General features: G+C 65.2%; 22 protein-coding genes. 12 read left to right on the forward strand and 10 right to left on the reverse strand.

What is annotated here, in order from left to right; translation table 11 throughout:
- Positions 1 to 4: 4 nt before the first annotated feature.
- From AC5RUU_RS18860 to AC5RUU_RS18870, 3 genes are all read left to right on the forward strand, one after another.
- Positions 5 to 592 carry an adenylate kinase gene (locus AC5RUU_RS18860; protein WP_493976732.1) on the forward strand — a complete coding sequence of 196 codons (588 nt, stop codon included), beginning with the start codon at positions 5 to 7 and terminating at the stop codon, positions 590 to 592.
- Positions 593 to 625: 33 nt separating this feature from the next.
- On the forward strand, positions 626 to 1,474 hold the full coding sequence (locus tag AC5RUU_RS18865; protein WP_493976733.1) for an NAD-dependent epimerase/dehydratase family protein: 849 nt from the start codon (positions 626 to 628) through the stop codon (positions 1,472 to 1,474).
- Between the two features lie 108 nt (positions 1,475 to 1,582).
- Positions 1,583 to 3,472 carry a S8 family serine peptidase gene (locus AC5RUU_RS18870; protein ID WP_493976734.1) on the forward strand — a complete coding sequence of 630 codons (1,890 nt, stop codon included), beginning with the start codon at positions 1,583 to 1,585 and terminating at the stop codon, positions 3,470 to 3,472.
- Positions 3,473 to 3,565: 93 nt separating this feature from the next.
- Here the strand turns inward: AC5RUU_RS18870 and AC5RUU_RS18875 are convergent, their stop codons facing one another.
- The 4 genes from AC5RUU_RS18875 to chvE all read right to left on the reverse strand — a co-directional run bounded on the left by AC5RUU_RS18875 (position 3,566) and on the right by chvE (position 7,862).
- Positions 3,566 to 3,781: a hypothetical protein gene (locus tag AC5RUU_RS18875; protein WP_493976735.1), complete on the reverse strand. Its 216-nt coding sequence runs from the start codon at positions 3,779 to 3,781 to the stop codon at positions 3,566 to 3,568.
- Between the two features lie 15 nt (positions 3,782 to 3,796).
- Positions 3,797 to 5,104 (reverse strand): multiple monosaccharide ABC transporter permease, encoded by a 1,308-nt coding sequence (mmsB, locus tag AC5RUU_RS18880; RefSeq protein WP_493976736.1) that lies wholly within the window; start codon positions 5,102 to 5,104, stop codon positions 3,797 to 3,799.
- A gap of 1 nt (position 5,105) precedes the next feature.
- Positions 5,106 to 6,635: a multiple monosaccharide ABC transporter ATP-binding protein gene (gene mmsA, locus AC5RUU_RS18885; RefSeq protein ID WP_493976737.1), complete on the reverse strand. Its 1,530-nt coding sequence runs from the start codon at positions 6,633 to 6,635 to the stop codon at positions 5,106 to 5,108.
- 102 nt (positions 6,636 to 6,737) lie between these two features.
- Positions 6,738 to 7,862 (reverse strand): multiple monosaccharide ABC transporter substrate-binding protein, encoded by a 1,125-nt coding sequence (chvE, locus tag AC5RUU_RS18890; RefSeq protein ID WP_493976738.1) that lies wholly within the window; start codon positions 7,860 to 7,862, stop codon positions 6,738 to 6,740.
- Between the two features lie 368 nt (positions 7,863 to 8,230).
- Here chvE and AC5RUU_RS18895 point away from each other — a divergent pair, with 368 nt between their 5' ends.
- A complete protein-coding gene (locus AC5RUU_RS18895; protein ID WP_493976739.1) occupies positions 8,231 to 9,043 on the forward strand; it encodes a phosphatase PAP2 family protein in 813 nt (270 codons plus the stop codon).
- Positions 9,044 to 9,050: 7 nt separating this feature from the next.
- Here AC5RUU_RS18895 and AC5RUU_RS18900 read toward each other — a convergent pair whose 3' ends face one another.
- Positions 9,051 to 9,371: a MerR family transcriptional regulator gene (locus AC5RUU_RS18900; protein ID WP_493976740.1), complete on the reverse strand. Its 321-nt coding sequence runs from the start codon at positions 9,369 to 9,371 to the stop codon at positions 9,051 to 9,053.
- Positions 9,372 to 9,507: 136 nt separating this feature from the next.
- Here AC5RUU_RS18900 and AC5RUU_RS18905 point away from each other — a divergent pair, with 136 nt between their 5' ends.
- From AC5RUU_RS18905 to AC5RUU_RS18920, 4 genes are all read left to right on the forward strand, one after another.
- Positions 9,508 to 9,933: an Hsp20/alpha crystallin family protein gene (locus tag AC5RUU_RS18905; protein WP_493976776.1), complete on the forward strand. Its 426-nt coding sequence runs from the start codon at positions 9,508 to 9,510 to the stop codon at positions 9,931 to 9,933.
- A 114-nt stretch (positions 9,934 to 10,047) separates the two neighbouring features.
- Positions 10,048 to 10,371, forward strand: a complete 324-nt coding sequence (locus AC5RUU_RS18910) for a J domain-containing protein (RefSeq protein ID WP_493976741.1) — start codon at positions 10,048 to 10,050, stop codon at positions 10,369 to 10,371.
- A 69-nt stretch (positions 10,372 to 10,440) separates the two neighbouring features.
- Entirely contained in the window at positions 10,441 to 10,818 is a 378-nt protein-coding gene (locus AC5RUU_RS18915) for a hypothetical protein (RefSeq protein ID WP_493976742.1), read from the forward strand.
- Positions 10,819 to 11,054: 236 nt separating this feature from the next.
- Positions 11,055 to 12,602, forward strand: coding sequence for a glycoside hydrolase family 1 protein (locus AC5RUU_RS18920; protein ID WP_493976743.1), 1,548 nt, complete (start codon positions 11,055 to 11,057; stop codon positions 12,600 to 12,602).
- A 13-nt stretch (positions 12,603 to 12,615) separates the two neighbouring features.
- Here the strand turns inward: AC5RUU_RS18920 and AC5RUU_RS18925 are convergent, their stop codons facing one another.
- A complete protein-coding gene (locus tag AC5RUU_RS18925; protein WP_493976744.1) occupies positions 12,616 to 13,722 on the reverse strand; it encodes an App1 family protein phosphatidate phosphatase in 1,107 nt (368 codons plus the stop codon).
- Positions 13,723 to 13,826: 104 nt separating this feature from the next.
- The gene (locus AC5RUU_RS18930) at positions 13,827 to 14,558 is read right to left on the reverse strand and encodes a DUF72 domain-containing protein (protein ID WP_493976745.1); all 732 of its coding nucleotides are present in this window, start codon (positions 14,556 to 14,558) and stop codon (positions 13,827 to 13,829) included.
- Between AC5RUU_RS18930 and AC5RUU_RS18935 the strand changes: the two genes are divergently transcribed.
- The 3 genes from AC5RUU_RS18935 to AC5RUU_RS18945 all read left to right on the forward strand — a co-directional run bounded on the left by AC5RUU_RS18935 (position 14,547) and on the right by AC5RUU_RS18945 (position 17,543).
- Positions 14,547 to 16,472 (forward strand): glycoside hydrolase family 15 protein, encoded by a 1,926-nt coding sequence (locus AC5RUU_RS18935; protein WP_493976746.1) that lies wholly within the window; start codon positions 14,547 to 14,549, stop codon positions 16,470 to 16,472. The genes AC5RUU_RS18930 and AC5RUU_RS18935 overlap by 12 nt on opposite strands.
- Before the next feature lie 70 nt (positions 16,473 to 16,542).
- Positions 16,543 to 16,833 (forward strand): hypothetical protein, encoded by a 291-nt coding sequence (locus tag AC5RUU_RS18940; RefSeq protein WP_493976747.1) that lies wholly within the window; start codon positions 16,543 to 16,545, stop codon positions 16,831 to 16,833.
- A 14-nt stretch (positions 16,834 to 16,847) separates the two neighbouring features.
- Positions 16,848 to 17,543: an HAD family hydrolase gene (locus tag AC5RUU_RS18945; RefSeq protein ID WP_493976748.1), complete on the forward strand. Its 696-nt coding sequence runs from the start codon at positions 16,848 to 16,850 to the stop codon at positions 17,541 to 17,543.
- A 4-nt stretch (positions 17,544 to 17,547) separates the two neighbouring features.
- On the opposite strand, the gene AC5RUU_RS18950 is transcribed toward AC5RUU_RS18945, so the two are convergent.
- Positions 17,548 to 17,796 (reverse strand): hypothetical protein, encoded by a 249-nt coding sequence (locus AC5RUU_RS18950; protein ID WP_493976749.1) that lies wholly within the window; start codon positions 17,794 to 17,796, stop codon positions 17,548 to 17,550.
- Positions 17,797 to 17,979: 183 nt separating this feature from the next.
- Between AC5RUU_RS18950 and AC5RUU_RS18955 the strand changes: the two genes are divergently transcribed.
- A complete protein-coding gene (locus AC5RUU_RS18955) occupies positions 17,980 to 19,161 on the forward strand; it encodes a zinc-dependent alcohol dehydrogenase (protein ID WP_493976750.1) in 1,182 nt (393 codons plus the stop codon).
- A gap of 17 nt (positions 19,162 to 19,178) precedes the next feature.
- Here the strand turns inward: AC5RUU_RS18955 and AC5RUU_RS18960 are convergent, their stop codons facing one another.
- Positions 19,179 to 20,327, reverse strand: coding sequence for a serine hydrolase domain-containing protein (locus AC5RUU_RS18960; protein WP_493976751.1), 1,149 nt, complete (start codon positions 20,325 to 20,327; stop codon positions 19,179 to 19,181).
- 91 nt (positions 20,328 to 20,418) lie between these two features.
- A complete protein-coding gene (locus AC5RUU_RS18965) occupies positions 20,419 to 21,231 on the reverse strand; it encodes a bifunctional allantoicase/(S)-ureidoglycine aminohydrolase (protein ID WP_493976752.1) in 813 nt (270 codons plus the stop codon).
- Positions 21,232 to 21,237: the final 6 nt, after the last annotated feature.

The following is a 21,237-nucleotide window of genomic DNA, read 5'->3' on the forward strand; positions in this document are numbered from 1 at the left end:
GAACATGACCAGACTGCTCATCATCGGTCCGCCGGGTTCGGGCAAGGGGACGCAGGCCGAACACCTGGCCCGCCACTTCGGCATTCCTGCCGTTTCCACAGGTGACATCTTCCGGAGCAATGTAAGCGAGGAGACCGAACTGGGCGGCCAGGCTGCAAAGTACCTCGACGGCGGCGATTTCGTCCCGGACCACCTCACCAACGCTCTGGTCAAGGACCGCCTGCTGGACAGCGACGTCCAGTCGGGTTTCCTGCTGGACGGCTATCCGCGCACGGCGCCCCAGGTGGTGGAACTGGACAACATGCTCGCTTCCCAGGGGCTGGCCCTGGACGCCGTCATCGAGCTGCGGGCTCCCGACGCCGAACTGGAGCAGCGGATGCGGCGGCGTGCCCAGGAGCAGGGGCGGACCGATGACACTGTGGACGTGTTCCGCAACCGGCTTGACCTCTACCACCGCGAGACCCATGAAGTTGTGTCGGTCTATGCCGGCCGCGGGATCCTGGTCTCCGTAGACGGCAGCGGGGACCCTGTGGAGGTCACCGCGATGGCGATCGCCGCCGTCGAAAAGTTCCTTGCCACACCCCGGTCCTGACCAGGCCCGGACCTCCAACCAAAGGATATCCCGATGAGAATTGCCGTCACCGGCGGAAGCGGAAAACTGGGCCGGCACGTGGTTCGCCGGCTCACCGATGACGGCCACCACGTCCTGAACCTGGACCGGGCAGGCGCCAGGAGCCCCGGGCTGCTGGTGGTGGACCTGCGCAACTACGGTCAGGTGGTGGATGCGTTGCTGGGGGTCGACGACAGGCACAGCGGTTTCGACGCCGTGGTGCACCTTGGTGCCGTTCCGGCGCCGGGCATCCTTCCGGACGCTGCGACCTTCGAAAACAACATGCTTTCCACCTACAACGTCTTCCAGGCTGCCCGCCGTGCGGGCATCAAGAAGGTGGTGTACGCCTCCAGCGAGACGGTGCTGGGACTGCCGTTCGACGTCGACCCGCCCTACATCCCCGTGGACGAGGAATACCCCGCCCGCCCGGAAAGCACCTACTCCCTGGTCAAGCACCTCGAAGAACAGATGGCGGCGGAGCTGACGCGCTGGGACCCGGAACTGAGCATCGTGGCGCTGCGGTTCTCCAACGTCATGGACGAGGAGGACTACGACGACTTCCCCTCCTTCGACTCGGACGCGAAGCTCCGAAAGTGGAACCTCTGGGGCTACATCGACGGCCGCGATGGCGCCCAGGCAGTGGTGCGGGCCCTGGAGAACGGCCGGGCGGGATTCGAAGCCTTCATCATCGCCAATGCGGACACCGTGATGAGCCGGTCAAGTGCCGGCCTCGCCGCCGAGGTCTTCCCTGCGGTCAAGGTCACCAAGGAACTGGGCGAGCACGAAACCATGCTGTCCATCGACAAGGCCCGCAGGCTCCTGGGCTTCGAGCCTGAACACAGCTGGCGGAACCCCCGGGCATAGTCCCGGCCCAAGTTTGCCGCCGGAAACGCACCGCGCGCAGGAACATCCAAGGGTTTTCACAGGATCCTGCAAGGACCCTCCGGCGGGGCCTTTTGGGCTCCTATTCTGGTGGTAACAGCGGTGGTCTCCGCCACCCCCAGCGCCATCCCAGAGGACCCCAAAATTCGCACCCCATCTTTCGTGCTGCCCGCCGCAGCAGCCCTGGTCTCCGCCGTCGCCCTGACCGCCACGTCCCTCCCCGCCGTAGCCGCACCAAAAGCGGATGCGGGCGCAGCGGGTCGCTACATCGTCCAGTACGCGGCCAATGCCGACGTGGACGCGGAGGCGGCAAGCCTGCGCGGGCAAGGCGTCGGCGTCGGACGTACCTTCAAGCACGCGCTCCGCGGTGCCGTGGTCACTGCCAACCCCGCCCAGGCCGAGGCGCTGGCCCGCTCCGGCCGCGTTTTGTCGGTGGAGGCGGACGCGCCTGTCAGCATGTCCGGCACGCAGCAGCCCTCGCCGTGGGGGCTGGACCGGGTGGACCAACGCGCCCTGCCGCTGTCCGGCTCCTACTCGTGGACCCTGGCGGGCGCCGGCGTGACGGCCTACGTGGTGGACACCGGAGTCCTGCCCTCCCATGCCGACTTCGGCGGCCGGGTGGCGGCAGGCTGGAGCGCCGTGGCCGACGGCCTGGGTTCCAGCGACTGCAACGGCCACGGCACCCACGTTGCCGGAACCGTCGCAGGATCCACCTACGGCGTGGCCAAGGCCGCCACGGTGGTGCCGGTCCGGGTGCTCGACTGCAAGGGCTCCGGCTACAACTCGGACGTCGTGGCCGGACTGGACTGGATCGCGGCCCACCACCCCGCAGGTGTGCCGGCAGTGGCCAACCTCAGCCTGGGCGGTCCCGCCAGCGCGGCAGTGGACACGGCCATCCAGTCAGTGATGAGCGACGGCGTCACCGCAGTGGTTGCCGCCGGGAACTCCGCCGTTGACGCGTGCGGCAGTTCTCCCGCCCGCGTCTCCGGCGCCGTCACTGTGGCGGCCAGCGATTCTGCCGATAGGCAGGCGTCCTTCTCCAACTATGGCTCCTGCGTGGATCTTTACGCCCCCGGGGTAGGCATTGCGTCCACGTACTACAGTTCCTCCACGGCAACGGCTTCCATGTCAGGTACCTCCATGGCCGCGCCGCACGTTGCCGGGGCCGCAGCGGTGCTGCTCTCGCAGAACCCCGCCCTCGCGCCGGCGCAGGTAGCCAGCACACTGGTGACGAATGCGACTGCCGGAGCCATCACGGGCGCCACGAGCGGGACGCCAAACCGGCTGCTGTATACCGCGGTTGCTGCCCCTGCCCCTGCGCCCGCCCCGGCTCCGGCTCCGGCCCCCACGGTCACGGCCGTGACGCCAAGTGCGAAGGCCACCTCGGTGGGCACCGGCACCAACGTGACGGCAACCTTCAGCGCCGCGGTACAGGGCGTCAGCCCAGCCACCTTCGTGCTCAAGAACGCCGCCGGCAGCACCATTCCCGCCGCCGTCACCTACAACGCGACCACCCGTACCGCCACTCTTGACCCCTCAGCGGGCCTCGCCGCGGACACCACCTACACGGCCTCGCTGGTGGGCGGCGCCTCCGCCATCCGGGATGCCGCCGGAACTCCGCTGGCCTCCACCAACTGGACCTTCCTCACCGGCCCGGCTCCCGTGGTTACCGGCACCACCCCGGGCAGCAACGCTTCGCTGGTGCGGCGCGGCAATAACATCAGCGTGAGCTTCAGCGAGGCGGTGCAGGGCGTCAACGGCACCACCTTCACGGTGAAGAACTCCGCCACCGGCGCGGTGGTCCCGGCCGCCGTGTTCCGCAACGGCACCACCAACCAGTGGGTCCTGGACCCGCAGCAGGCACTGGCCGGCAAAACCAAATACACCGTGACGGTGGCCGGCGGAGGAACCGCCGTCCGCGACCTCGCCGGGAACCAGCTCGCCACCCGTACCTGGCAGTTCACCACCGGCTCGTTCTGATCAGGGTGGCCGCGGCACCGGTTGCCGGGCAGCCAAAAGGCGGCCGACGGCGGCAGTTACCTGCCGTCGTCGGCCGCCTTGTCCAGTCCTGCTTCAGGCTTCCGGCGTTCTGCTTCCCAGCGGGATAATGTCGTAACCGTCCCCGCTGGCTATCATCTGGCGGCCGTGGGCACCGTTGTATCTGAGCCATAAGACAGAAGAATCCGCTGCCACCTCCTCCACTTCGCCGGTCCGCACCAGTCGTCCCCCTGCACGGAGTTCCACCCATAAACCGCGCAGGTCCTGCCAGTCATCCGCTGCTCCGGGCATGGATTGACCCTTCCGTCAGATCCGGTCGGCGGTATTCACCGGTACCGGCACGGGGCGCTGTTCGGCCTCTTTCCCCGGTGCTTTTGGACCGGTTGCAGCCGGGGGCCTGGTCCGCAACTTGAACCGCTTTCCGACGGTGCTTCCGCCTCCATTGCTGCGGTTCTTGTTGAAGATATCGAAGCCAACGGCGAGCAGGAGGACAAGTCCCTTGATGAGCTGCTGGTAGTCCGTGCCGAGGCCAAGAATGGACATGCCGTTGTTCAGCACGCCCATGATGAGGCCTCCGATCATGGCGCCGGCCACGGTTCCAATGCCACCCGTTACGGCTGCTCCGCCGATGAAGGCGGCGGCAATCGAGTCCAGTTCAAAACCGGTGCCGCCCGCGGGCTGCGCCGAGTTCAGCCGTGCGGTGAATACCAGCCCGGCCAAGGCGGCCAGGACACCCATGTTGACGAAAAGCCGGAAGGTGACGGCCTTGGTTTTGATGCCGGAAAGTTCAGCCGCGTGGAGGTTGCCGCCAACTGCGTAGACGTGGCGGCCAAAAATGCTGTTGTTCATCAACGCGGAGTAGACAATCACCAGGACAGCGAGGACGATCAGCACGATCGGCGTGCCGCGGTAGCTTGCGAGCAGGAAGGTGATGACGAGCATGAGCAGCGCGATGAACGCCGTCTTCGTGGCGAACCACGCCATCGGTTCGTTCTCAAGATCGAACTTCCTGCGGATCCTGCGCTCCTTCAGCGACTGGAACACAATTGCTGCGGTGCCGCCGACGCCCAGGATGACGGTCAGCCATTCCAGCACGGAGGTACCACCGGTGATGTCGGGAAGGAAGCCGCCGCCCAGTGCGCGCAACTCGTCGGGGAACGGGGTGATCTGCTGGTTTTTCAGCGTGATCAGGGTGAGTCCGCGGAAGATCAGCATGCCTGCGAGGGTAACGATGAATGCCGGGATGCCCACGTAGGCGATCCAGTAGCCTTGCCACGCTCCCACCAGCGCGCCCATCAGGAGGCATGCCGGGATGGCGAGCCACCACGCCCACCCCCAATGGACCATCATGACGCCGGCCACCGCGCCGATGAAGCCGGCGACGGAGCCTACCGAAAGGTCGATATGTCCGGCGATGATCACCATCACCATGCCTATGGCCAGGATCAGGATGTAGCTGTTCTGGACCACAAGGTTGGTGACGTTCTGGGGCTGCAGAAGGATTCCGTCGGTGAGCACCTGGAACAGCAGCACAATCAGGATCAGGGCGACGAATATGCCAACCTGCCGGAGGCGGCTTGTCAGGAAGCCGAGGGATTCTCGTAGGGCGGACATGCTATTCCTTCTCTTTGGTCATGTAGTGCATGAGGGTTTCCTGGGAGGCCTCGGCAATGGGCACTTCACCGGTGACGTGGCCTGCGGACAGGGTGTAGATCCTGTCGCAGATGCCAAGGAGTTCGGGCAGTTCCGAGGAGATGACAATGACTGCTTTTCCTTCGGCCGCGAGCTGGGCAATGATCGTGTAGATCTCAAACTTGGCGCCGACGTCGATACCCCTGGTGGGTTCATCGAGAATCAGCACGTCCGGATCGGAGAACATCCACTTGCTCAGCACCACCTTCTGCTGGTTCCCGCCCGAGAGCTTGCCCGTGACAGCGGCAACTGAGGGCGCTTTGATGTTCATGCTCGTCCGGTAGCGGTTGGCAACGGCTGTCTCTTCGTTCTTGTCCACCCAGCCCCGCGTGGCCAGCTTTCCGAGGGCAGCCATGGAGATATTGCGCTTGATGTCCTCAATGAGGTTCAGGCCGTAGTGTTTGCGGTCTTCGGTGGCATAGGCAATGCCGTGCCGAATAGCTTCCGGCACGGTGGAGGTGTTGATTTCCTGGCCGTACTTGAACACCTTCCCGGAAACGGCGCGCCCGTAGGTCCGCCCGAACACGCTCATGGCCAGTTCGGTCCTGCCCGCACCCATGAGTCCCGCCAGGCCCACTACTTCGCCCTTGCGGACGTTGAGGTGGGCGTTGGATACCACCATTCGGGTGTGGTCCTGGGGATGCTGGACTGACCAGTCTTCGATCCGCAGCACTTCCTCCCCGATGTTGGGGGTCCGTTCGGGGTAGAGGCTGTCCAGATCGCGTCCCACCATGCCGCGGATGATGCGTTCCTGGGTGATCTGGCCTTCGGCCAGCCGGAGCGTTTCAATGGTCCTGCCGTCGCGGATGATGGTGACGGCGTCCGCGACTTTTCGGATCTCGTTGAGTTTGTGGCTGATGATAATGCACGTGATCCCTTGCCCCTTGAGGTGCAGGATCAGGTCCAGGAGATGGCCCGAGTCCTCGTCGTTGAGGGCAGCCGTGGGCTCATCCAGGATGAGGAGCTTGACTTCCTTGGACAGGGCTTTGGCGATCTCCACCAGCTGCTGCTTGCCTACGCTGATGTGCTGGACCGGGGTGACCGGATTCTCGGCCAGGCCCACCCTGGCCAGAAGCTTGGCCGCTTCCAGGTTGGTTTTGCGCCAATCCACCCAGCCGTTCCTGGCCTGCTCATTTCCGAGGTAGATGTTTTCGGCGATGGAGAGGTACGGGCTAAGGGCTAGCTCCTGGTGAATGATCACGATGCCGCGCTTTTCGCTGTCATTGATGCTGGAAAAGCTGCACGGTTGGCTTTCGAAGAGGATTTCCCCGTCGAACGAGTTGTCCGGGTAGACACCGGACAAGACCTTCATCAGGGTTGATTTCCCGGCCCCGTTTTCCCCGCAAATGGCGTGTACTTCGCCGCGGTTGACATCCAGGGTGACATCCTGGAGGGCCTTGACCCCCGGGAAGGTCTTGGTGATTCCTCGCATTTGAAGAATGGGTGTGTTCATCGTCAATTCCCACTGACTGGTTGGAAGCTGGCAGCCTGCTGCTGCAGGTGCTGGGGGAAGCGTGTGGCCGGGCCGAAAGGCCCGGCCACACCTGCGTGGTAGTTACTTGACGTCGGCGTCCGAGTAGTAACCGGAGTCGATGAGTTCCTTCTTGTAGTTGTCCTCGGTGATGATTACGGACTCAAGCAGGAAGGCCGGAACAACCTTGACCTTGTTGTTGTAGGTCTTCGTGTCATTCACTTCCGGCTCCTGGCCCTTGAGGACGGAGTCGACCATCTTGACAGCCTGCGAGCCGAGCTTCCGGGTGTCCTTGAAGATGGTGGAGTATTGCTCGCCGGCGATGATGGACTTCACGGAGCCCTTTTCAGCGTCCTGGCCGGTCACCACAGGCAGCGTGCCTTTGGCGTAGCCACCGGTGCTGGTCAGTGCTGAGATGATGCCGATGGACAGGCCGTCATAGGGAGAAAGCACGCCGTCCAGTTTGGTCCCCGAACTGTAGGCGGCAGTGAGGATGTCCTCCATGCGCTTCTGTGCGACAGGCGCCTGCCAGCGCAGGATGGCTGCCTGCTCGAACTTCGTCTGGCCGCTGGGCACCTTCAAGGTCCCGGCGTCCAGGTAGGGCTTCAGTGTGTCCATTGCGCCGGTCCAGAAGAAGTTGGCGTTGTTGTCATCCGGACTGCCGGCGAAAAGCTCGACGTTGAACGGGCCCTTGCCCTCTACCTTCTGGCCGCTGGCATCCACGAGGCCGAGCCCGGTCAGCAGGGATGTCGCCTGCTGCACGCCCACGGTGTAGTTGTCGAACGTGGTGTAGTAGTCGACGTTCGGGGAACCGTTGATCAGGCGGTCATACGCGATGACTTTGACGTTCTGCTCCTTGGCCTTGGCCAGGACATCCGTCAACGTAGTGCCGTCGATGGCGGCGATGATAAGGGCCTTGGCGCCCTTAGTGAGCATGTTTTCGATCTGTGATACCTGGGTAGGAATATCATCATTGGCGAATTGCAGGTCAGTCTTGTACCCCAGGTCCTTCAAGGATTTTTCGACGTTACCGCCATCAGCAATCCAGCGCTCAGATGTCTGTGTGGGCATGGAGATGCCCACGAGGGACTCACTGGGATTTGCAGATGCCCCTGATTCGGTCGCTGCGCCCCGGGTGCCGCAACCTGTGGCCCCGACAGTGACGGCAAGGGCGACTGCGACGGCGCCCAGTAGTTTCCTGATTCTCATGCTTTTCTCCTTCCGCGGAGGCCGGTCCGCGAGGTGGTGCCGGGCCGGCAAGCATCTGCGCTTGCTGGCAATAGAGCCGCCAGGAGTGCCTGGTGGTGATGCGGGGTCCGGGCTCCGGACATCGGGGGGAGTGGCGGGCCCCGTCGAAGTTGCCAGAGACCCGGCCGGCCCCTGGTTCAACAGCTCACGCGTCTCTGTTAGCGCTAACACGGATGTTACTGCACGGTCACTTGTGAGTCAAGTCACTTATCGGCGATGGGTCCTTCCATGCGAAGCGCCGCAGCCGTTTCTGCGCACCCAACCGGGGCGCGGCTTACGGGATAGTCTTCACCCAAGCAATCTTTCACCTTGTAGGGAGGGGCATCGCAGTGGGACAGCAGGGACCGGCAGGCTCTCGGGCACCCTCCGGAACAACCGGGAAAGGTGCCGGCAGGTGGCGCGCTTTCCACGACAAGTTTGTGGTGGAGGAACGCTACGTCGAGCCTGCAGACCGGCGCGGCCTGTACCGTGCAGCGGTAATTCTGGCGGCGGCCGGGGTGGCCCTCTTCCTGGCCACCCTTATCAGCGTGCTGCAGGCGGACGGCCTGTCCGCGGCAGACGGGCCGGTCCGCGACTGGCTGCTCGGACTGAGGTCCGGCACCCTTACCGCCGTCATGATTTTCCTCGCCGTGGTGTTTGGCCCCATCGCCCTTCCCATCATTATCCTCGTGGTGGTTGTGGCATGGGGCTTCGCGGCCAAGCATGCCTGGCGGCCCATCCTGCTGGCCTCCGCGATGCTGGCCGGCGTCATCGTTTCGCAGATCATCCTGCAGATTGTCCGGCGTTCGCGCCCGCCCGTAGACCAGATGCTCTTCGGCATAGACCACACCTTTTCGTTCCCCTCCGGGCACGTCCTGGGAGCCTGCGACTTCCTGCTGGTGGGCGCCTTCCTGATCTTCTCCCGGCGGAAAAACACCCGGGCCGCGGTGCTTGGCTTCATTGGGGCGGGTTTCGGTATTGTGCTGGCGGCACTGAGCCGGTTGTACCTCGGCTACCACTGGCTGAGTGATGCGCTCGCTTCAGTCTCCCTGTCGCTCATCATCCTGGGTGGAGTGATCGCCCTGGACACCTGGCGGACCGCCCGGGTGCCGGGAGAGCGGATCACGGGGGACCTCTCCAGGGCCGAGACGCAGGGGGAGTAAGCCCCGTTCAGGCCGGCGGCCGGGACCTTGCCCGCTTCAGGGCACGGTGCAGCTTTACGTTGGCTGCCTCCAGTTCCAGCACCTTGGCCACGCCCGCAAGGTTCAGGCCCTGTTCCAGGAGTTCGCCGATCCGCAGCAGCACGGCGATGTCGTCGTCGCTGTATTGGCGGGTGCCACCCGCGGTCCGGGACGGGGTCAGCAATCCCTTGGTCTCATACAGCCGGATGTTCTGCTGGCCCGTCCCAGCCAGCTTGGCTGCAACCGAGATGGCGTAGAGCGCACGTCCACTGGCGGGGCGGCGCGCCGGTTCTGCTCCGGGGTCTGCCATAGGGTCTCCAAGATTGTGGTCCTGCGGTATTGCCTCAGTTTCCCACGGGTGCTATAAAAAATCTATATCCACCACCATAGATCGGTGGGGGATGAGAACCGATCCAACACTTACAAGCTGAAGGAGTGGGAAAATGATGTTGATGCGTACGGACCCGTTCCGTGAGCTGGACCGGCTCACGCAGCAGGTCTTTGGAACCGCCGCCCGCCCGGCCGCCATGCCCATGGATGCCTGGCAGGAGGACGGCGAATTCGTGGTGGCGTTCGACCTTCCAGGGGTCAAGGTTGACTCGCTGGACCTCAATGTCGAGCGCAATGTCCTTACCGTCCGGGCCGAGCGCCAGGATCCCACGCAGCCCAACGTGGAGTTGGTGGCTGCCGAACGTCCCCGGGGTGTCTTCAGCCGCCAGCTGATCCTGGGCGACACCCTGAACACGGACAACATCAGGGCGAGCTACGACCAGGGTGTCCTGACTTTGCGCATCCCCGTCGCGGAACAGGCCAAGCCGCGGAAGATCGAGATTGAAACGCAGCAGGACCAGATGCAGCAGATCGCAACCTAGCCCGTTGGGCGGGATGCTGGCAGCGCTCCTTGCGCTGCCTGCATCCCGCGGTCCTTTGTCCGACGGCGGTCGCCGGGCCTCCGGGCCCGTGCCCCGTGAGTTGGGACGGCCACTATGACAGACACCCCCGATTACTACGCCACCTTGCGCGTCCCACCGGACGCCAGCCCCCAGGAGATATCCCGGGCCTACCGGGCCTTGATGCGCAGCCACCATCCCGATATGGATGGGGCCATCGGACCGGAAGGGGAACTGCTTCGCATCATGCAGGCATTCAACGTCCTGCGGGACCCGGAGCGGCGAGCCGCGTACGACAAGCAGCGGGCGGCGTCCGCGCCCAGGGTGATCCCCGTGCGCAAGGTACCAACCCGCGGCGGGTCTTCCGCGCACACCATCAGGGTCACGCCCGTCCGCTGGGAAAGCGGGCCCTGGTCGTAGCGGCGGCCTCGATCCAGCGCTTGACGTGGCATCAACGACAACAAATACCGCGAGGAGGCGGAGAACTGCATGAGCGAATGGCGGCGCTACGATTCACACCTGATTCCGGCGTTCCACGAGCGCTTCGAGCAGCGGTGGGGCCAGGGGACCGCACCCTTCCTGGACCCGGAGGCTCATGAGGAACCCCTTCCCCGGGCGCAATGGATCAATCCGGCCACCGGCGCCGCACTCGCCGTGGTACCTGTGTGGACTGCCGAGGAAAAGCAGCAAAGGTCCTTTGGCGTGTTCTACCTGCCTCCCGCCGGAGACATCTGGGTCCTGCGTCCGGGCTACACCGGCTACCTGGAACCGGCGGACGGTGAAACGGAGCACCTGGTCACCCTCCGGAACGACGCATTTCGAAAGGCCGTGGCGCACGCCAAGGAGTTCCTGTTCGGCTCCCAGTGATGCTGGCTGCCGCTGCCCAGGAGGCTGCGGGTCAGGGACTCCGCATCGGCCACCAAGTCCTTTACGGCCGAGGCCAGATGGCGATCGCCAACGGGCTGGTCCGCCAGGGTCGCCGCCACCACTGAACTGCCCCGGTTTTTCATCCATTCGCAGACCCTGGCAGTGCCTGCTCGTCAGCACCCTTACCTTGTGCGATCCTGAGACGTACTTATCCACCGTGACAAAGGGCCCGCCACATGCACATCACCGCCAAGGATCTGGCAGCACTCATTCCCCCGGGGTTCACGCTCGGCGTTGCCACCGCCGCCTTCCAGATTGAAGGGGCACTGGATGAGGACGGCCGCGGGCCCGCCGGCTGGGACGTGTTTGCTGCCAAACCGGGTGCCATCGTGGAGGACCACAGTCCCGTCACGTCCTGCGACCACTACCACCGCATGCCGCAGGACGTGGCCCTCATGAAGCAGCTGGGCGTGGACTCCTACCGGTTCTCCTTCGCGTGGCCGCGGATCCAGCCCACGGGCAGCGGTCGGGCCAACAAGGCTGGCCTGGACTTCTACGACCGACTCCTCGACGAACTGCTGGCCAGCGGAATTTCGCCGATGGCCACCATCTACCACTGGGACACGCCCCTGGCGCTTGACGAGGCGGGCGGCTGGCTGAACCGGGACACTGCCTACCGGCTGGGGGAGTATGCGGGGATCCTGGCCGAGGCCTTCGGTGACCGGGTGGCCCGGTGGGTCACCATCAATGAGCCCGCCACCGTCAGTACCAACGGCTACTCCCTGGGCCTGCATTCGCCGGGCAAGGAGTTGCTCCTGGGCGCCTTCCCCACGGTCCACCACCAATTGTTGGGGCACGGCCTTGCCGTACAGGCTCTGCGTGCCGCCGGGGTGCCGGGTGAGATCGGGATGACCAACGTCTACTCTCCCATGGTGCCGAATTCAATCAACCCCTTGGACCGCATCAGCGCCGGCCTGATGGACCTGGCCCAGAACCGGCTCTACGCGGATCCCGTGCTCACCGGCAAGTACCCCGACCTGATCCGCGCGGCCAAGTTCTTCTCCTCCTTCGAACACCCGGAGGAGGACATGGCACTCATTTCACAGCCGCTGGATTTCTACGGCCTCAACTACTACATGCCCACCAAGGTGGCGGTGGGCCCGGGCGGCGGCGCGGTGCCGGCCAGCATGGCGGAGGCCATGGGCAGCGACCTCAGCGCGGCGGGCAGCGGGGGCACACCGTTCCACGTGGAAACCTGGCCGGAAGCGGACATCACGTCCTACGGCTGGCCCGTGAAGCCGGAGTACATGGCGGTTGCCCTGAAGGAGATGGCTGAGCGGTACCCCAACCTGCCGCCGGTGATCCTCACCGAGGGCGGGGCCAGCTTCGAGGACATCATTGTCCGGGACAAGTCCACCAACACCAGGTTCATTCCGGACGAGCGCCGGCTGAAGTACCTCTCCGACCATCTGGAAACGGCGTTGCGGGCCACGGCGCCGGGCGGCGAGGCCGAGTCCATCGACCTGCGCGGCTATTACGTCTGGTCCCTGCTGGACAACTTCGAGTGGTCGGCCGGGTACAACCAGCCCTTCGGCCTCCTGCACGTGGACTTCGAAACGCTGGAAAGGACACCGAAGGCCTCCTACTTCTGGCTCCAGGAACTTATCGAGGAACGCGACCTCGCCGTGGCGGCAGGCGCAGCCATCGCGCAGGCCGTGCTACCGGAGGTGTTTGCCACAGAAGCGCCCGACGACGGCATGTCCCCCCTGGGTGCCAGCGCCTAGGACTCCAGCAGGTTCAGAGCATGCCCAGCACAGACAGCTGTTTGGCCATGCCGGCGCCGTCCGGGGAGTAGATCCAGGGGACCTTGGAGGTGGTGTGGTCCCCGTCCTCCGAGTGGCCGCCGGCGAAAACGGATTCGCTGATGGACAGCTGGCGGATGGCGATGGCAGCTACCTTGTCGGGGTTCTCTGTTGCAAAGCCCGAGTAGATGGCCTCGTCATGCTGGCCGTTGTCGCCGATCAGGAGCCAGCGCATGTCCGGGAACTCCTTGCTCAGCCGCTCCAGGTTCCGGTGCTTGTGCTCCTGGCCGCTGCGGAACCAGCGGTCCTGGGTCAAACCCCAGTCCGTCAGCAGCAGCGCCCCTTTCGGATACATGTTGCGGGTCAGGAACCGGGCAAGTGTCGGAGCCGCGTTCCACGGGCCGGTGGACAGGTAGATCACCGGCGCGTCGGGGTGTTCGACGGTCAGCCGGTCCAGGAGGACGGCCATGCCGGGGGTGGCCATGCGGGCGCGCTCGCTCAGCACGAAAGTGTTCCAGAGGGCAAGGAACGGGCGGGGCAGGGCTGTCACCATGACGGTGTCGTCGATATCGGACACGATGCCGAACTTCACGTCGGGTGCGATCACCTGGATGAGGGCCTCCGCAGGCTCGGTTCCTTCCGCGCGCAGGACGGCGATGTGCCAGCCGGGGGACAGCTGGACGTCCACCTCGGTGTCAATCAGCCCGCCCCGGTCCGTACGGACGTGGGCGACCACATCCCCAATCGTGATTTCGACGTCGATGAACTGCAGCGGCACGCCCGTGAACGCCCGCCAGCCGCGGATGTTCTGGGTGCCGTTCTTTGCATCGGTTTCCGCCTTGCTGCCCGGCATCGGCTTTTGCGTCATCAGGACCCGGCCCAGCACCCGGACCTGGGTGGTGGACCCGTAACCCTGGTAAGCGATGGTCTGCGGTACGAACTTCCACCGCTTGGCCAGCTGGATCCGGACGCCGTTGAAGGCGTCGGATACCCGATGGGCCAGGCGGAATGCCTGGTTTCCGGACAGCACATGCCGATGGCCCATGTCCTGGTTGGAAGGGGTAGCTGTGTTCCGGTGCGAATTTTGCGGAGCGGTGTCCATGGCTCCACTCTGCCACAGGGCTGCCGCCTGCGAGGAGACACCCGCACCATTACGCTGCGCCGTGACGGCCCACCATGCCGGTGCGCGGTGACGATGCCGAAGCGTCAGCCCGTCCCCAGGATGCCGCGCAGGGTCTCGGCGTTCCGCACCGCGTTGCCGCCGCCGTCGTTATTGAAATAGGCGTAGACATCCAGGCCGGCAGCCGCCCACCCGCGGATCCTGTCCGCCCACCAGTGCAGGTCGGCGTCGGAGTAGGAGCCCGCGTAGAGGTGCTGGTGGTCCGGCCCGTGCAGCCTGATGTAGGTGAACGGGGCCGTGGTGCGCAGGAGGCAGGGCAGGTTGGCGCCGCTCATGATGCAGTAGGCGGCCTGGTGCCGCTCCAGCAGCGCGAACACCTCCGGGCTGTCCCAGGTGGGGTGCCGGAATTCCACGGTGATCCGGATCCAGGACGGGACCGCCGCCAGGAAGTAGTCCAGCCGGGCATCATCGCGCTCCATCTGCGGTGGCAGTTGGACCAGCAGGACCGCCCGCTTGTCGCCGAGTTCATGCCAGCACCGGGTGATGCGCTCCAGCCACACCTCGGGGGAGTACAGTTTCCGGGCGTGGGTAAGCCCGCGCGGGGCCTTGACGGACATGGTGAATCCCGGGGGGAGTCGCTGGTTCCAACCGGCGAAGGTTGTGTCCCTGGGCCAGCGGTAAAAGCTGGCATTGAGCTCAACTGTGCTGAACTGCGCCACATAGTGCTGGAGCCGGTCCCTGGCAGGCAGCCTGGGCGGGTAGAGGACGTTCTCCCAGTGGTCGTAACTCCACCCTGAAGTGCCGATATGGACTGCCACCCCTGCAGGCTACACCCAATTGTGCCTTCCGCCAGCCGCCGGTTGTGGCAGGGTAAGGACATGGCGCGAATTGAGGATTACGCGGTGGTGGGAGACCTGCAAACCGGGGCACTGGTCAGCAATGAGGGTTCCATCGACTGGCTGTGCCTGCCCCGCTTTGATTCCCCCGCGTGCTTCAGTGCGCTGCTGGACACGCCCGACGCCGGACGCTGGCTTTTGGCGCCGCAAGACGGCGGGCCGTGCACGAGGCGGAGCTACCGGGACGGCAGCCTGATCCTGGAGACCGAGTGGCAAACCACCGAAGGGACGGTGCGCGTCATCGACTTCATGCCGCCCCGTGACGCGGTGGCGGACATTGTGCGCATCGTCGAGGGCGTCAGCGGCAGCGTGAAAATGCGCGGCGAGCTGATCATGCGGTTCGACTACGGCCACATCATCCCCTGGGTGCGCCGGGACAAGCACGGGCTGCACGCCATCGCCGGCCCCGACGCCGTCTACTTTGTGACTCCCGCTCCCCTCCACAGCGAGAACATGCACACGGTCAGCGAGTTCACCGTCAGCGCCGGCGAACGGGTGCCGTTCGTGCTCACCTGGGCGCCAAGCCACATGGGCAGGCCCCACACCGTGGACGCCGAGAAAGTCCTGGACACCACGTACGCGTTCTGGCGCGGCTGGGCGTCGCAGTGCACGGTCAAAGGCGAATACCAGGACGCAGTGTTGCGCTCGCTGGTGACCCTGAAGGCCCTCACGTATGCGCCCACCGGAGGGATCGTGGCGGCCGTGACCACTTCCTTGCCCGAGCAGTTGGGCGGCCCCCGCAACTGGGACTACAGGTACTGCTGGCTGCGGGACGCCACCATGACGCTCCAGGCACTCCTGGCCGCGGGATACACCGCCGAAGCGGCGGCCTGGCGGGACTGGCTGCTGCGCGCCGTGGCCGGGGACCCGGCGGACCTGCAAATCATGTACGGGATCCACGGTGAGCGGCGGCTCCCCGAGATGGAGCTGGGCTGGCTGAAAGGCTATGAAAACTCCTCCCCGGTGCGGATCGGCAACGGCGCGGCGGAACAGCTGCAGCTGGATGTCTGGGGTGAAGTCCTGGACTGCCTGGCCCTGACCCGCCACTCGCTGCTCAAGCACTCGGACGAGGCATGGGATTTGCAGTGCGCCCTCATGGCCCACCTTGAAACCATCTGGGACCAGCCGGACAACGGGCTGTGGGAGATGCGCGGCCCGCGCCGGCACTTCACCCATTCCAAGGTGATGGCCTGGGTTGCCGCGGACCGGATGGTGAAAGGTGTCCGCGAATCCGGTCTGCCCGGTCCCGCCGAGCGTTGGGAGGCGCTGCGGGACACCATCCGCCGCGACGTCATGGCCAACGGCTTCGACGCCGCCCGCAACACGTTTGTGCAGTCCTACGGGAGGCCCGAACTGGATGCCAGCCTCCTCCTGATACCGCGTGTTGGCTTCCTGCCGCCCGACGATCCCCGGGTCATCGGCACTATCGAGGCCATACAGCGCGAACTCACCGAGGATGGCCTGGTGCTGCGGTACCGTCCTGCCGAGAGCGACGACGGGCTGCCGGGCGATGAGGGCGTTTTCCTGGCGTGTTCCTTCTGGCTGGTGGAGGCTCTGCTGGGCGCGGGGCGGCCGGAGGAGTCGAGGCAGCTGTTCGGACGCCTGCTGGAGCTGCGGAACGATGTTGGGCTGCTGAGTGAGGAGTGGGCGGTTAAAGCGGGCCGGCAGCTGGGCAATACACCACAGGCTTTCAGCCACTTTGCCCTTGTGACTAGCGCTTTGGAGCTTCATCAGGATACCGTTCGGCGGAGTGACACCCCCATTCCGCCGGAATCGGCGGAAAAGCGCAGAGGCGGCGCTGATAAGGGTGTAGCTTCTCCTTCGCAGAATAGCTAAGTATACTTACTAACACCTCATGGAGTGCTCCAAGAAGCACAGCGCCGTGACTGACGGAGGAGTGATATGTATGGCCGGGTATTTTGAGCTTGTGGACGCGCCTGACGGCGGCTACAGGGTGCGGATGCTTGACGGGACCGGAAACTTGATGGCCATTTCGGTCACCTTCCCTACTAAGAGGGCTGCAGTGGCCGGGGTTGCGATGGCCCGGGAGATTGCCGGCACTGGCCTTATCAGGGACAAAAGCCACAGTGGCGCGGGCACGGTTATCCGGGAGCCCGTGCGGCCGGTCAGCACGGCCAAGGAGGCGGCGGCCCGGCAGAAAAGGGCGCCGGCGGCCAAGCGGACAGCGGTGAGCTGATGGGGCATCCCCGCATGCCACCCCCTGGCGGGCAACGCCGGGGGGTTCTCTTTGACGTCGACGGGACGCTGATCGACTCGTCCTACATCCACACCCTGTCCTGGTGGGGAGCCTTCCGCCAGTACGGCTATGACATCCCCATGGCATCCATCCACGGCTTCGTGGGCATGGGCGGGGACCGTCTAGTGGACAGCCTCCTCCCGCCAGACCGGGACCGGGACGCGGACCGGGAAGTGATGGCAAGCCACGGCGCGCTGTACGCCTCCCACTGGCCGGCGCTGCGGGCCTTCGACGGAGCCAGGGACTTGCTCGCCCGGTGCCATGGCGACGGGCTTGCCGTTGCCCTCGCGTCCTCCGCGCGGAAGAAGGACCTGCAGGTCATGAAAGACATCCTCGGCTCCGACCCCTTCATCGACGGCGCAACCAGTGCCAACGACGCCGAGGAAAGCAAGCCTTCCCCGGACATTCTGGTGGCCGCCTTGCGGGCCATCGGCGTGGAGGCCGGGAACGCCGTCTTCGTGGGTGATGCCGTCTGGGATATGAAGGCCGCTGCGGTACTTGGAATCCCCTCGATAGGGGTCACCTGCGGCGGAATAAGTGAGTCAAAACTGCGCGACGCCGGGGCGGCTGAGGTTTACGAGGGCCCGCGGGACCTGCTGGAAAGCCTTGAGTCAAGCGCCATCGGCCGGCTGCTGCGGGGAGATACCTGAGGCGTCAGACCGTCTGCCCGCCCGTGACGGTGTCCTCATCGCCGGCGTGGGCTGGCTTGACCCAGGACACCGCAACCCGCACTGAACCGTCGTCGTTTCGCTCAATGTCCGTGACGATGTCCGACGCGCTGGCTCCCATCTCCACGATCCTGGTGCGGTAGGAGCTGACCAGTTCCTCCAGGCTTTCTTCCGTCCATTCGCCGGGCCGCATGCGGGTGGAGATCTCGACCGGTTCGGGCTGGTAGAGCGTCATCGTGTTCCTCTTTCACTCGGCTGGTTTCCACTCGGGCTCGTGCGGATCTGGCCCTTCCTACGCTAGAAGCCCCCGGCCGGGACGACAAGTATTTGATCAGTCTGCTTACTTTTTTGCACTGAAGCCGATAGCGTCGAAGGACGGGGCACTCGCGCCGCAGGAGCGCCAAGCGAAAGGGAAACCGTGAAAGCACTGACCTGGCAAGGGAAACGCTCGGTAAGCGTCGAAGAAGTACCGGACCCGGTGATCCAGGAGCCTACCGATGCCATCGTCCGCATCACGTCGACGGCGATCTGCGGCTCTGACCTGCACCTCTACGAAGTCCTTGGCCCCTACATGCACAAAGGTGACGTGATCGGCCACGAACCAATGGGCATCGTGGAAGAGGTGGGAAGCGCCGTCACCAACCTTCGCCCGGGCGACCGAGTGGTTGTGCCCTTCAACATCGCCTGCGGCCACTGCTACATGTGCGGCCAGGGCCTGCAGTCGCAGTGTGAAACCACGCAGGTGAAGGAGAAAGGCTCAGGAGCGGCCCTCTTCGGCTACTCGGAACTGTACGGTTCCGTTCCCGGCGGGCAGGCAGAGTACCTGCGCGTTCCGCATGCAGACTACGGTCCGGTAAAGGTGGGAAGCGAGCTTCCCGACGAGCGGTACCTGTTCCTTTCGGACATCCTGCCCACCGCCTGGCAGGCCGTGGAGTACGCGGATGTCCAGCCCGGCGGCACCCTGGCCGTGTTCGGACTGGGTCCGGTGGGCCAGTTTGCCAGCCGCATCGGCGTCCACCGCGGCTTCCGGGTGGTGGGAGTGGACCCGGTTCCGGAACGCCGGGAGATGGCGGCGCGGCACGGCGTGGAGGTGCTCGATTACACGAAGACTGTCTCGGACGAACTGCGGGAGATGACATCGGGGAGGGGCCCTGACGCGGTGGTGGACGCTGTCGGGATGGAAGCCCACGGTTCGCCTGTTGCCGGCTTCGCCCACCAGGCGCTGGGGCTGCTGCCGGACAAACTGGCCCAGAAGGCAATGGAAACCGCCGGTGTGGACCGCCTGGCCGCCCTGCACACCTCAATCGACGCCGTGCGCCGGGGCGGAATCCTCTCGCTCAGCGGCGTGTACGGCGGGCAGGCAAGCCCCATGCCGATGCTGACCATGTTCGACAAACAGATCCAGGTGCGGATGGGCCAGTGCAACGTCCGTCGCTGGACCGACCACCTGCTCCCGCTCGTGGAGGACGGCGCCGATCCGCTGGGCGTGATGGACCTGGTCACCCACCGCTCCGGCCTTGAGGGCGCACCCGCACTGTACGAAAAGTTCCAGAAGAAGGAGGACGGCTGCATCAAGGTGGTCCTGAACCCGGGCGCCTGAGCGGTTGCCTGCCGGGGTCAGCAGAGGCTGTTAAGGGCCCCTTCGGCCACGTCCTCCAATTCGAGGATCAGCGGGTTGATCTCCAGCGCGGGCGGTTCGGGCGGGTAGGCAACGGCAAGCGCCACCTGCCTGCTCCCGTCCTCGCTGGTCAACGACATTACGCCGTAGCCGTCTGAATCCCCGGGCAGTCCGTAGTAGAAGCGGTTGGTGCAGGTATCGTTCCAGCGCCGGAGGGCATAACCGTAGTACCGCTGGTAGCCGCCCTGCATCTCGCGTACTGTCTGCGGTGCCAGGAGGTCGCCCCGCAGCAGAGCACCGTAAAACCGGTTCACCTCCTCCACGGTCGAGACCCCGCCGCCGGCGGCATGCTCGGCGAGCCATGCCCTCCCGGTCACGTCCAGCGGTGTCCCGTTGACGGTGACGTAGCCGTGGACCATGCGGGCAGGCAGTGCTTCGTTGCCCAGGCCGGTGGCTGCCAGCCCCAGCGGTCCGGCGGTATCGGCTGCAAGCACCTGGCTGATCGGCTGGCCGCGGAGCCGCTCCACCATGAGGGCAAGCGCGGCGTAGTCCGTCCGGGAATAGTCAAAACCCTGCACCAGCCTGCCCTGCCACGGAAGGGTGGCCGCCAGCGCCAGCTGCTCTTCCAGGCTGAGGGTGGTGTTGGTGGCCTCTTCCCAGGGGCCGGAGGCAAACAAGGCGATGGAAAAGTCGGGGATCCCGGATTCATGGGACAGGAGCTGGCGCAGTGTCACGGGGCCCGGCGGACGCAGGACCGCCCCGAACTCAGGCAGGTATGAGCTGGCCTGGTCGTCCAGGCTGATCCTGCCTTCTTCAACCAGCTTCAGGACGGAGACAGCCACCATCGATTCCGTGATCCCGCCGATCCGGACCGGATCGGACACCGTAACCGCCTCGCGTGTCTCCAGGCTCCGCACCCCGGCGGCATGGGTCCAGGTGTCCTCGCCATTCCTGACGGTGATGAGGACTGCCGGGGCGCCGTCGTCGATCATCCGCGAACTGAAGGCTTCCAGCATTGCGTAGGCGGCGGGTTTGTCCTGGTCCGGCGGCCTTGGCTCCGCGGTGCAGCCGGCAGTGGATATGGCCAGCAAGGCCGCGCACAGGGCAGCACTCCTGCGCTGCCCCGCACTGCCCTGGCGCGTACCCATGTGTCTTATTCTTCCCCCAACCAGGTAGCAGTAACTGTCCTTTTGACCCTCCAAAACGACACTTGCTGCTACCCAGTTGGGCCTGAGGAGCCTAGGTGAGGCGGACCTGGCGGTTCATGTCCTTGTAGAGCAGGTAGCGGAACTCGCCCGGGCCGCCGGCGTAGCAGGCCTGCGGACAGAAGGCCCGCAGCCACATGAAGTCGCCCGCCTCCACCTCAACCCAGTCGTTGTTCAGCAGGTACATGGCCTTGCCCTCAAGGACGTACAGGCCGTGTTCCATGACGTGGGTTTCCGGGAACGGGATGACGCCGCCGGGCTGGAACGTCACGATGTTCACCTGCATGTCGTGGGCCAAATCATTGGAGTCCGTGAAACGGGTGGTCTTCCAGACGTCGTTGGTGTCCGGCATGGACGTCGGCTCCACGTCCTTCTCGTTGGTGACGAAGGACTTGGCCTCGTACCCTTCCAGGCGCTCGTAGGCCTTGCGGATCCAGTGGAAGGAGACGATGTCGTCGGACACGTTCTCCAGCCCCCACTGGGCTCCGGCTGCCAGGTAGGCGTAGCCGCCCTCTTCGAGCTGGTGCAGTTCGCCGTCGAGGGTCAGGTTGACCGTGCCTTTGGTGACGAAGACGACGCCTTCGACGCCTTCCTCGAACTCCGCCTTGGGAGCCCCGCCGCCCGGGCCGATTTCCACGATCAGCTGGGAGAACGTGGTGGCGAAACCTGAGATGGGGCGGGCGAGGATCCAGGAACGGGTGTTCCTGAAGCCCGGCAGGTTGGACGTGACGATGTCCGTCAGCACGCCCTTGGGGATCACCGTGTAGGCCTCCTTGACGATGGCGCGCTCGGTGGTGAGGTGCGTCTGCGGCGGCAGGCCGCCTTCGGGGTAGTAGTACTTGCCCATGAATGA

The organism is Arthrobacter sp. K4-10C (assembly GCF_059090085.1).